Source organism: Capnocytophaga sp. oral taxon 332 str. F0381 (assembly GCF_000318275.2).
GTDB classification, from domain to species: Bacteria; Bacteroidota; Bacteroidia; order Flavobacteriales; family Flavobacteriaceae; genus Capnocytophaga; species Capnocytophaga bilenii.
Genome location: NZ_KB291347.1, coordinates 28,597 through 40,819, shown reverse-complemented (window position 1 = coordinate 40,819; position 12,223 = coordinate 28,597). Strand labels below are relative to the sequence as shown.

Annotated in this window: 7 protein-coding genes and 1 tRNA gene; 4 read left to right on the top strand and 4 right to left on the bottom strand. The window is 39.6% G+C overall.

What is annotated here, in order from left to right:
• Window positions 1-7 precede the first annotated feature (7 nt).
• Complete coding sequence (locus HMPREF9075_RS12020) at window positions 8-1,651, bottom strand: SusD/RagB family nutrient-binding outer membrane lipoprotein (protein WP_009416881.1); 1,644 nt, start codon at window positions 1,649-1,651, stop codon at window positions 8-10.
• 15 nt (window positions 1,652-1,666) lie between these two features.
• Entirely contained in the window at window positions 1,667-4,705 is a 3,039-nt protein-coding gene (locus tag HMPREF9075_RS12015; protein WP_034557730.1) for a SusC/RagA family TonB-linked outer membrane protein, read from the bottom strand.
• 604 nt (window positions 4,706-5,309) lie between these two features.
• Here HMPREF9075_RS12015 and HMPREF9075_RS12010 point away from each other — a divergent pair.
• From HMPREF9075_RS12010 to HMPREF9075_RS11995, 4 genes are all read left to right on the top strand, one after another.
• Window positions 5,310-5,792, top strand: coding sequence for a peroxiredoxin (locus HMPREF9075_RS12010; protein WP_034557783.1), 483 nt, complete (start codon window positions 5,310-5,312; stop codon window positions 5,790-5,792).
• Between the two features lie 121 nt (window positions 5,793-5,913).
• Window positions 5,914-6,171, top strand: a complete 258-nt coding sequence (locus HMPREF9075_RS12005; RefSeq protein ID WP_009416878.1) for a FeoA family protein — start codon at window positions 5,914-5,916, stop codon at window positions 6,169-6,171.
• The gene (gene feoB / locus HMPREF9075_RS12000; protein WP_034557780.1) at window positions 6,155-8,326 is read left to right on the top strand and encodes a ferrous iron transport protein B; all 2,172 of its coding nucleotides are present in this window, start codon (window positions 6,155-6,157) and stop codon (window positions 8,324-8,326) included. Before HMPREF9075_RS12005 ends, feoB begins: the two co-directional genes overlap by 17 nt.
• A gap of 114 nt (window positions 8,327-8,440) precedes the next feature.
• Window positions 8,441-8,517 (top strand) — tRNA-Ile (locus HMPREF9075_RS11995).
• Between the two features lie 96 nt (window positions 8,518-8,613).
• Here the strand turns inward: HMPREF9075_RS11995 and aspS are convergent.
• Together aspS and HMPREF9075_RS11985 are read right to left on the bottom strand one after the other, a co-directional pair.
• Entirely contained in the window at window positions 8,614-10,368 is a 1,755-nt protein-coding gene (gene aspS / locus HMPREF9075_RS11990; RefSeq protein ID WP_009416876.1) for an aspartate--tRNA ligase, read from the bottom strand.
• 186 nt (window positions 10,369-10,554) lie between these two features.
• Window positions 10,555-12,099: a leucine-rich repeat protein gene (locus HMPREF9075_RS11985; protein WP_009416874.1), complete on the bottom strand. Its 1,545-nt coding sequence runs from the start codon at window positions 12,097-12,099 to the stop codon at window positions 10,555-10,557.
• Window positions 12,100-12,223 lie beyond the last annotated feature (124 nt).

Here is a 12,223-nt window from a genome sequence, read left to right as displayed (position 1 = left end):
TATTTTATTATTTAGATTTTTTATCCCACCATACATCAGTAGCAGCGTTGTCATTTCCGCCCAATAGATTCACCGCTTCACTCATATTATTTCTGTTAAGCGTGTATTCTTCTATAGAGAACGGCATCCTGCGTACACCACCACTTTTGCCATCATTAGAAATATTTGTTGCCCCTACGTTAGTCATATTCGTTACAGGAGGCATCATTCTTGGATAGCCAGTACGACGCCATTCCGCATAAGATTCCAACCCAAGAGGAAAGTTCGCAATATATTTCTGAGTGATAATTTGCTCTAAGTGAGCTTCAGTTGTAGTTTCTGAATCCCAACGCTTGTTGATAGTGCTCACAGGTTCTACGTTATAATCACTCCTCGCTGGGTCTACATATCGCACAGGTACTCCTGGTGTCGTAGCATAAGTACCTGCTTCCAATCCATTTTCTTTAAATGAAAGCGCAATACCATTTTGGTAATAGTTCTTCGCCGTATCAGAACTTATAAGCCCATACAAAGCCGCTTCTGCCAACAAAAACTGTACTTCCGAAGCTTTAAACCAATAAGTAGGTGTAGCCTCTGTGATATTTACTTCAGAATAGTCGGTATATTTTGCTTTAGGCTCACGGCTTCCCATACGCACCGCAAAATAATCATTATTACCATTTATAGTCCTTTTAGTGAAGTACTTATCTATTCGCGCATCATTATAGCCTTTCATAAGCGAATAAATACTAGCCCCCATATTAGCCTCGTTATAAGTGCGCAAAATCCAATAAGAGTTTTTAAATATAAAACGCCCATTAGTTTGTAGCTTTGCAATATCTCCTAATTCAGTAATAAGCCCACCAGGGTTGGTAGTAGCTTTAGTAACATAGCTTTGGCAAAGAGCAGCATCTGCATAACGCACACGCATTGCCAAACGCAACATCAATGAGTTACCCAATTTCATCCATTTTTCAGTATCTCCTTGGTATAGAGGGTCGCTATCTCCTAATATTTTATCACCCCCATCCAATTTGTAACGATTAAGCGTTTCTACAGCCTCTTGCAATTCAGCAAGCATAGAACGATAAATAGACTCTTGAGAGTCATAAGGAGCAATAAGATTACCGCCACCTATTCGGCTATAAGGAGCAGGCCCAAACAAGTCTGTTAAACGATGCATCCCCATTACTTTTATAATTTGAGCCACCGAAAAAGTAGCTTGGTCTGTAATACCTTTCTTATGAAATACTTGTACTCCATTTTCAAGTTTTACATCGTGGTTTGCCGCTTTTATTTGCAAGAAAGAAAGCATAGTACTTTCAAGCATAGTTTTAAATACACCACTCCTACGTCCTTCTTTGATGTAGAAGTTAGGAGTACTTATACCTCCGTCCCACTGGGTTCCTACACCCACATAACCAGACCATATATCTCCTGTCATACAAGAAGTTACTTGGTAGTTATTTTGCGCTTCAGTACCTGCCTTAGCAGTACCTGTAGGTATTATACCTGCAATAAAACTCGGAAATATACCTACAGAAGCTAATCCATCAAGGGTTCTTTGATGCTCATCAGGAAATAAAGGATTGGTATTTACCTTTTCAAAATCTTTTGTACAAGAAGCCGTAACCAAAAGAACTGATGATAATGCTATTAAAATTTTTCTCATTTCTTAGTCATTTAATTAAAATTGTAGTTTAACACTCATACCATAAGTAGTCATACTTGGTACTTGGAAGAACTCACTCGCTGCATAAGTCCCAACACCCCCTACTACTTGTGGGTCAAAAGGTGCTTTGTTGTAAATCATCCATAAGTTAGTACCTATTACCGAAAAAGTAAGTCGGTTAATGCCTAAGTTGCCTAACTCTTTACCATCAAGCGTATAGCCTAATGAAAGCTCTTGTAAGCGTACATTGGTAGCATCATAGTTATAATAACCTGCCATTGAGCCATCACCACCACCTATAGTTTGGTAGTAAGCTTTTGCAGGATATTGTTTCCCATTCACCCATACACCTCCTGCATCACGAGCATCGGCAGTCGCTTTAGATACCCCCATAAAGTCCAAACCTTTTTGAGTACCCGAAATTACAATACCACCAAAACTACCATTGAACAAGAAGTCCAAAGAGAATCTCTTATATGAAAAACCATTTCTCCATCCTAAAGTAAAATCAGGTGTTGAACGACCTATCTTTATTGTTTGAGTATAGTCTATTTCATAACCTCCTGAAGGGCTTGGGATAAGTTCTCCATTCGCATTGCGTTTCAATACCCCTTTAGTTGTAATATCAGCTATACTACCCCCTTCTTTCAAAAGGTTACCACCACGTTCCACTTCTGTCATATCAAAATACTCTCCTGTGAAAGGGTTGCGATAGTTTCTTACAAACTTCTTAATCTCATTTACGTTACGTGAATAAGTAACCGAAGTATCCCAATGCAAGTCACTTACTATATCAGTATTGAAGTTAAGTGCCAATTCTATACCTCTATTTTCTATATCTCCCGCTTGTAGATAAAATTCAGTAAACCCTGATGAAGGTGATAAAGGTATATTAAAAAATTGGTTATAAGTGTTTGATTTGTATAAGGTTACGTCTAAACCTAACTTATTGCCCAAAAGCTTGCTGTTCAACCCTGCTTCCCAAGAAGCTGTGCGTTCTGCTTTGAAATCTGGGTAAGGATAGTTAGAAGTCGCTTCTACCCCTCCTGCTGAAAGTTTATAGGTAATTGTACCTGGGGTAAGCCCTTCTTTGCTGATAGGCGAACCTACTTCAGTATAAGAACCACGCAATTTCAAATAGTTAATAGCTTTAGGCATTTTGAGCATTTCCGATAATACCGCTGAAAGACCTACTGAAGGATAGAAGAATGAAGGTTCAGCCGAATTTACCAATTGTGATGACCAGTCATTACGCCCTGTAAGAGTAAGGTATAGCATACGTTTGTAACCAAGCTCGGCACTTGCAAATACCGCTACGTTCTTACTACGTGAATAATCTTGTCCTTGCCCTGGTTTATTAGGGTCTAAGTTTTCACCAGAAAATAAGTTAGGAACAGTTAAAAGAGGTCCCCCTATATTGATACCATATCTATAACGGTCATTATAGCTTGCCCCCACGTTGGCTGCTAAGTTTAAATTCTCACCAAAGTTCCTATTGATATTAGCAATAATATCTGCATAGGTTTGTTCGTAATTTACATTTTTATTGGTATAGAAACCCTTTCTTGAAGAAGAAGTTAGCAAATTTGCTGAGCTTGCAAATATCTTTTCTTCTATCGTAGAAGCTGTATTATCTATACGCACACGTCCTGTAACATTTAGCCAGCTAAGCACATCATATTTTAACGATGCTGAAAACATATAACGTTTTTTGTTACCCAAGCTAATTTGTCTGTTTGCTACCCAATAAGGGTTTTCAGAAAGTGAAAGAGGAACCCCAGGTTCTTCAGGATAAGGACGATATTGTTCATAAATACCACGTGAAGGATTATAGCGTTCGTATGCCTGAATATCTCTATAGTCTAAGCTACGTGGCATTAAATACAACCCTACTAATGGGTTTCTATATCCCCCACCTGTAATCATATTGCGCTCCCCTTGCATAATGTAATTAGCACTCACATCCAAATGTAATTTGTCATTTGCAAAAGTAGAAGTGTTACGAGCACCTATATTATATCGGTAGTAATTATTGTTAGGAATAAGCCCATTAGCATCTGTTTGAGACCCCGATACAAAAGTTTGATTTTTATTTGTTCCTGTAGAAAAAGTAACAGCATTGTTGATGTTAACCCCTGTATTGAAGAATTTTGCAGGGTCAAAAGTAGAAGGAGTTGCCAACTTTGCACCCCAGCTTTTATTGTCACCAGCATCATTGCCATAAGTGTTTTGAAACTCAGGTAATACAAAAGCCTTCATAAGCTCAATACTGCTCGATACATTTACTTCAGTTTTACCTTCTTTACCTTTTTTAGTGTTGATAAGGATTACCCCATTAGCTGCCTCACTACCGTAAAGCGCTGCCGCTGAAGGTCCCGTAAGTACGTTGATGCTTTCTATATCTTCAGGGTTTATATCAGCCATACTATCACTACTTACACGTTTTGCCTCTACTCCACCTCCATCTTTGTCGGTTTGGAAGCTAAACATTGGCACCCCATCAATCACATAAAGTACGCCATTGTTACCATCAATTGATTTTAAACCACGCATTACCACTTTGGTAGCACCCCCTACACCAGCAGCACTGCGTTGTATATTTACCCCAGCAACTTTACCATTAAGACTATTTACAAAGTTAGCGTCTTTCACTTTGGTAAGCTCTTCTGATTTTACCTGTTGTACGTTGTAGCTCAAGGCTTTTTCTTCGCGCTTGATACCCAAAGCCGTTACAACCACTTCGCCCAGCTGCTGCATCTCTTCCTTCAAAGCAATATTCAGCGTAAGCGTCCCACTCTTTTTATCCACTTTCTTCTGTTGTGAAGTATATCCCAACGAACTAAATTCAAGCACCTCATTCGCTGAAGCCTGCAGCTCATACTTCCCATCAAAATCTGTCGATACTCCTCGTGTTGTTCCTTTAATAACAACACTCACTCCTGGCAGTGGCATCCCGTCACTGCCCGTAACTGTACCAGTTACTTTCGTTTGCGCCCATAGCGTACCGCTAAACAACGCAAAAACGAATAATAGCATTGATATTTTTACTCTCATTACTTTATTGAAATATTAAATTTTTGCCAAAATTATAACTTCTTTTTGAATTGAGCAAATTTTTTTTGTACTATTTTTAGTATTTTATTAACATTTTATTTTGAGGTTTTATATTCTATTGATAATCAAACGAAAGTGTAAGTATTATTTTTTCTTTCTAAATAGAAAAAATGCACTACATCTGCCCGTGCGGCTCACACCCTCATAAAAATAAAACTTTGCCAAACTACAGGCTTATCCCTCGTTTAGCAAAGTTTATACAGCTGAATTTCAATGTTTATTAAGTGTGATACTGCGGGCAATGGCAACAAGCCCATTTTATCTTTTTATCGGTGCAAAGGTAATAATTTATTAAGCACGCTCCACATTTGCCGCAATTAGTTACTAACATAGTTTTTCACAATATTCTCCACATAGTTATCCCTGCTACCTTCCTGCTACCTTCCTGCTACCTTCCCGTTATCTACCCGTTATCTACCCGTTATCTACCCATAAGCTTCAGCGAAGGTTGAGCGAAGGTTCAGTGAAAAATAAAAAGCCCGTGCGGCTCGCACAATCCTTGGCACTATTTTTGATACTGCTCAGTATACTAATATCAATACCTATGAAAAAAATAATCCTACTTATGGCAGCAATACTGCTCGGCTTTACCGCTCAGGCACAATTACAACGCCACAGCACCACCCCCGAAATTACCCTACCACAGCCCGATGGCACCCCCCTAAGCCTTTCATCACTAAAAGGTAAATACGTACTTATAGATTTTTGGGCACACTGGTGTGTCCCCTGCCGCGTAGAAGCCAAAAATATCAAAAAAGTATACGAACAATATAAAGATAAAGGATTTACCGTATTCTCAGTATCAGTAGATAAACCCCGCGACAAACAAAAATGGATAGAAGCCATCACCAAAGACGGCGCATCGTGGGCACAAGTATTAGACGAAAAAGGAGAAATCTCCGATAAATACGGCGTAGAAAGTATCCCCGCCCTATTCCTCATAGATCCCGAAGGAAATTTAATATCACAAGGAGACGGATTACGAGGCAAAGGTCTTGCTAAAACATTAGATAAATACCTGAAATAGAAACAAATAAAAAATACTTTAGAAAAAAACTCAAAAAGAACTATTACTTTTTGAGTTTTTTATTTTGTAGATACACTAAAAAATCTTATTTTTGCGTGTCTAAAAAAGTATTTAAGGTATTATGGACTTTTCTCTATCTCTATTACAAAAAGAACAAGAAGCAATCATTGTAGGTTTCAGTGCCGATTGCAAGCAAGACGTACGCCAGCGTCTGCTCGATTTAGGCTTCGTACGAGGTAGCAAAATAAGAGTAGAAAACGTAAGTCCGCTACACGACCCCGTAGCATATACCGTCCACAACACGCAAATCGCCCTGCGCAAAGCCGATGCATTATGCGTGCTGGTAAAATTGATAAATGATGATGAAACAAATATGTGATACTTGCGAACTAAACCCCAACACTTCTCTGAAAAAATTAGGCGAAGCAACCGCCGAAGCAGGCTATACCATTGCATTAGCAGGCAACCCCAATACAGGTAAAAGTACCGTATTCAACGCCTTAACAGGTCTACACCAGCACACAGGCAACTGGCCTGGCAAAACAGTTACTCGTGCCGAAGGCGGCTTCGCATATCGCAATGCCAATTATAAAATTATCGACCTGCCTGGTACCTACTCATTGCTCTCCACCTCTGAAGACGAAGAAGTAGCCCGTGATTTTATTCTCTTCGGAAAACCCGATGTTACCGTAATAGTAGTTGATGCAAGCCGATTAGAACGCAACCTAAGTTTAGCCCTGCAAATATTAGAAATTACTGATAAAGCAGTATTGTGCCTAAACTTAATGGACGAAGCTCACCGACACCATATTAGTATAGATACTCGTACTTTGTCACGCGATTTAGGAATACCCGTTGTAGCAACCTCAGCACGCCGCAAAGAAGGTATCAGCGAACTATTAGAAGCCGTTGAAGCTGTAGTTACAGGCAAATTCCGCACTCACAAACAGTCATTTATAGCACTCCCTAAAGAAAATGCCTCCGCTATAAATGAGCTTGTCGCTTTGCTGAAAGAGCTAAACCCCACCCTTGCCAATACTCAATGGCTAGCAATGCGCCTCATTGAAGGCGATGAAAGCGTAAAAAACGGAATCCACAACGGACTTTTCTCGTCCGTCCCCAATACTCAAAAACAAGAAGAACTGTTAAATGTAGCCGAAACCTATCACCATAAATTAGGCGATAGCTACCGCAATGCACTCGTAGAAGCTATTTATGCCAAAGCAGGAGCACTAATAGAAGCCTCTGTCACCACCGATTTTTCTGTACGTTCCTTCAGAATAGACCGCGCTATAGATAGAATTGTAACACATAAGCTATGGGGCTTCCCTATAATGCTACTATTACTATCGTTAGTCCTTTGGATTACCATCATAGGCTCCAACTACCCCTCACAATGGCTCTCCGATTTGCTAATCGGCTGGCTATACCCCCTCCTGAAAGAAGGAGCTACAACACTACACTTCCCTTGGTGGCTAAGCGGCTTCCTAATAGATGGTGTATATTTGGCTACAGCGTGGGTAGTATCAGTAATGTTGCCCCCAATGGCAATTTTCTTTCCTCTTTTCACCTTATTAGAAGATTTTGGCTATTTGCCACGAGTAGCTTTCAATCTCGATAAGCTATTCCGCAAAGCAGGAGCACACGGCAAACAAGCACTTACAATGAGTATGGGCTTTGGCTGCAATGCCGCAGGAGTAGTAGCAACACGCATCATCAACAGCCCACGTGAAAAACTGATAGCCATTATTACCAATAACTTTTCCCTATGCAACGGGCGATGGCCTACACAAATACTTATTGCTACATTATTTATAGGAGTATTAGTGCCTAAGGAATTTTCAGGCACCGTCTCTATGATTGCAGTTATAAGTATTGCCGTACTTGGGATAGCCTTTTCGTTATTCACCTCGTGGTTGCTATCCAAAACCCTATTAAAAGGAGAAGCCTCCTTTTTTGTATTAGAGCTCCCCCCCTATCGCCCCCCACGATTCTTCCAAACGCTCTATACCTCACTCATCGATAGAACACTTATCGTGCTGGGGCGCGCCGTTACTTTTGCTGTACCTGCAGGTGCTGCAATATGGCTTATATGCAACATCAGTCTGCAAGATACACCTATAGCTCTATGGCTTATCAAAGGATTAGACCCAGTAGGAACACTGATAGGGCTTAATGGCATCATTCTTTTGGCATATGTTGTAGCTATCCCTGCCAACGAAATAGTTATCCCCACCATACTGATGCTCACCGCAATGAGTTTAGGGCAGGCAGCCACAGGCGAAGGAGCTGGCGTACTTATGGAGGCATCACAAGCACAAATAGGAAGCTTATTGCACGCAGGCGGCTGGACACTACTCACAGCTGTCAATCTAATGTTGTTCAGCTTGTTACACAACCCCTGTAGTACTACTATTTACACCATTTATAAGGAAACAGGCAGCAAAAAATGGACAGTCATAGCTACCTTATTACCTATTATTTATGGGATAATCATTTGCTTTATTACGGCACAGCTATGGCGAGTTTTATAGTAAAAACAAAAGCATAGAGTATACACAGAATAGACAATGCAAAAAAAAATATAAAAAAAATTTGCATAGTTCAGAAATAAGTACTACTTTTGCACCGTCATAATCAAAAGGACAGGTCTCATAGCTCAGTCGGTTAGAGCATCTGACTCATAATCAGAGGGTCGTTGGTTCGAGCCCAACTGGGACCACCAAAAAATCCTTGAAGTAAATACTTCAAGGATTTTTTGTATATCATTAGTTATAATAAAAAGGCTGTCGCAAGTTTTTACGACAGCCTTTTACAATTATTATTTCTGAACTATTACTGCTATAGAAAGTTCTTTGAGCTGAGCCTCATCAATAGGTGAAGGGGCATCAATCATCACATCTCTACCACTATTATTTTTAGGAAACGCTATAAAATCGCGTATAGTCTCTTGTCCGCCAAGTAGTGCTACAAGTCTATCAAAACCAAAGGCTAAACCTCCGTGAGGAGGAGCACCATATCTAAAGGCGTTCATTAGGAAACCAAATTGGGCTTGTGCCTGCTCAGCAGTAAAGCCTAATAGCTCAAACATCTTAGCCTGAAGCTCACGGTCAAAAATACGAATAGACCCCCCTCCTACTTCATTGCCATTGAGTACAAGGTCATAAGCATTGGCACGTACTGCAGCTGGGTTGGTATCAAGAAGCGAAATATCTTCAGGCTTAGGCGATGTAAAAGGATGGTGCATTGCAAAGAAGCGGTTTTCATCCTCATTCCATTCCAAAAGCGGAAAATCTACCACCCATAGTGGTGCATATTCATCAGGTTTACGCAAGCCAAGACGCTCTGCAAGTTCCATACGCAATGCGCTAAGCTGTGTTCGCACCTTATTTGCCTTCCCAGAAAGAATACAGATAAGGTCACCTGCCTGTGCTCCAGTACGCTCTGCCCACAATTTAAGGTCGTCTTCATTATAAAATTTATCTACTGACGATTTAAAGCTACCATCCTCATTACACTTCACATACACCAACCCCGAAGCTCCTATTTGGGGGCGTTTTACCCATTCTACAAGTGCATCAATCTCTTTACGAGTGTAACTATTCGCTCCTGGTACAGCAATACCCACTACCAATTCAGCTTCATTGAATACCTTAAAATCACGGTGTTGAGCAAGGTCATTCAGCTCACCAAATTTCATCCCAAAGCGAATATCAGGCTTATCATTCCCATAAGTCTTCATAGCCTCAGCATAAGTCATTCGAGGGAAAGCCCCAAACTCCAAGCCTTTAAGCTCTTTAAGAAGATGTTTTGCCAACCCCTCAAAAGTGCTAATAATATCCTCTTGTTCTACAAACGACATCTCACAGTCTATTTGTGTAAATTCAGGCTGACGGTCTGCACGCAAGTCTTCATCGCGGAAACATTTTACTATCTGGAAGTATTTATCTAAGCCTCCCACCATCAATAATTGTTTAAATGTTTGTGGCGACTGCGGCAAAGCGTAAAACTCACCTGCATTCATACGGCTTGGCACAACAAAATCGCGGGCCCCTTCAGGAGTAGATTTGATAAGAACAGGTGTTTCTACCTCAATAAACCCTTGTTGTGAAAGGTAGTTACGCACCATCATTCCCACTTTATGACGAAAGATAAGATTCTCACGCACAGGAGTACGCCTAATATCAAGATAACGATACTTCATACGCAAGTCCTCACCACCATCAGTGTTGTCTTCTATGGTAAAAGGCGGTATTTCAGAATGATTTAAGAGCGTGAGAGCTGTAACGAGTATTTCTATCTCGCCAGTAGCTATTTGTGCATTTGCAGCCTCACGTTTTATTACCTTTCCCTGTACCTGTATTACATCTTCACGTGAGAGCCCTTTAGCGCGCTCAAACACAGCCTTATCAGTACGTTCTTCATCAAAAATGAGCTGGGTGATACCATACCTATCGCGTAAGTCCACCCAAATCATAAAACCCTTATTGCGGATACGTTGTACCCAGCCGCTAAGAGTAACCTCCTTGTTTTCGTGTGAGATATTTAGCTCTCCACAAGTATGCGTTCTATACATCTTTAATTATGATTTTTTCAGTCCTATATAACTATTTACTGCGCGACAAAGGTAGTCAAAAACTAATAAATCTCAAAGACTTTTCTCTAAAAAATTTTATCCTTTATCCCCTACCCTTACAGCAAAAAACTATCTAAAAAAGCAGATACTTTCTTAGATAGTTTTTATATATTATTCTACTATGTTTTAGTTTCCTATAGCATCAAAGTCAAAATCTGCAAAGTTTTGAATATCTACTACTATAGAAGCATCATCACCTTCAAACCAAGCTTTTTCATTAGGAGCTTTTCTGTAACGGAAATTGCTACCTTTACCTACTACTGATGAATATCTTACTGATGAAGCTGAAGGTACAAATAAGCGGCGCTTGTTATTAGTGTCTGTATCAAAAGCCGAAGAAGCACTTGTTCCTTCTCGGTCGTCATAAGTAACACCCTTAGGCGGATTTACTCCTCTGAAAGCTACTGCATATAAAGAAGAACATCCTTTAAAAGATTGATCACCTAATAGTTCAAGCGTTGCAGGGAACTCTACTGAGTGTAGGTTTCTTGCATTCCTAAAGGTATCATAACCTACTTTTTTTACTTTTGGCATTACCACTTTCTTCACACTGATATAACCAACAGACATATTGTCAAACAAATTACCTTCAATTACTTCTACATTATTGAAGTTTATATACTCTACCTGTGTTTGCCCTTGAAAAGCTTTATTAGGTAGTTTTTTTGCATTATCAGGCAATTTTATTGTTTTAGGCAAGCTTACCCCTGTTTTTACAGTAAGTACCCCATCTTCATCTACACTGAAGTACTGTTCTGGATTAAAAACTTTTACAGTAACACTAAACTGAGTGGTTTGCCCATCAGCATTTGTAAATTTAACTGTAGCAACACCTGCTTTTAGCCCTTTTACAGTAAAACTTTTAGCTGCTTTCCCTGTTATCTGTCCTACTTGGTTTCTTATATCTTCATATACAAGTTCTACACTTACCACTGCATTGTTGCTGTTGATTACTTTCACACGGTCATAATTTCCATTTTCATCAACAGTAGCTTCTTTATAAACACCTTCTAATGCTACCGTAGCTGCATCACCCACAATAAGCTCAGTAGGAGCGTTTTGTGCTTTAAAAGGTATTATAGTATATACAGGTATCTCAAGTGTTTTATTGTAGGTAAGGTCAGTAATTTTAATTTTACCTGCTACCCCTTGACCAATCCCTGTTACATATAGCTTACTACCTTGTGAGCGTACTGTAGCTGCAGCTGTACTTGCTGTTTCAATTTTATAGCTACCAGAACCTCTTAATACACGTCTTGTAATTTCTTGCTCTACATTCCTTTGTAAGAAAATAGTGCTATTATCTACTGCAAAATTAGCATCTCCTCTTTGTGTAGGGTCTTGCACATTTACTTTTATTTGAGCTCTATTCCCTGCATTATCTTGTAGATATACATAATCAACCCCTACTCTTACCCCTGTGATTCTAATATTAGTAGGATTACCAGGATCACGTACTATATTGATATTGCCATCCTCTGTAGTAGGGTTTTTAATTGCGTGCGCTGAAGAAGCACTTACATTCACTGAATGATTTACATCTACTGCTACTTCTTTACTCGAAACAGTAATGCCATTATTACTATCTCCACCACTGTCTTTTTTGCTGCAACCAACAAGGATACTACCTGTTAGCGCAGCTGCCGTTAAAATAAAGGTTGTAGTTCTCATTGTATTCTTTTTTAATATTATTTCCTCTAATTGTCGCAAAAGTACAAACTTTTACTCACATATACAACTATTTTTACAATTATTACTCATAATAATTTGTTGTATCTATAACAATAGCTCATAA

Excerpts from the sequence above, each read along its gene's own strand:
- aspS (WP_009416876.1), bottom strand. The coding sequence starts at position 10,368 with ATGTATAGAACGCATACTTGTGGAGAGCTAAATATCTCACACGAAAAC.
- HMPREF9075_RS11985 (WP_009416874.1), bottom strand. The coding sequence starts at position 12,099 with ATGAGAACTACAACCTTTATTTTAACGGCAGCTGCGCTAACAGGTAGT.
- HMPREF9075_RS12015 (WP_034557730.1), bottom strand. The coding sequence starts at position 4,705 with ATGAGAGTAAAAATATCAATGCTATTATTCGTTTTTGCGTTGTTTAGC.
- HMPREF9075_RS12010 (WP_034557783.1), top strand. The coding sequence starts at position 5,310 with ATGAAAAAAATAATCCTACTTATGGCAGCAATACTGCTCGGCTTTACC.
- HMPREF9075_RS12005 (WP_009416878.1), top strand. The coding sequence starts at position 5,914 with ATGGACTTTTCTCTATCTCTATTACAAAAAGAACAAGAAGCAATCATT.
- HMPREF9075_RS12020 (WP_009416881.1), bottom strand. The coding sequence starts at position 1,651 with ATGAGAAAAATTTTAATAGCATTATCATCAGTTCTTTTGGTTACGGCT.
- feoB (WP_034557780.1), top strand. The coding sequence starts at position 6,155 with ATGAAACAAATATGTGATACTTGCGAACTAAACCCCAACACTTCTCTG.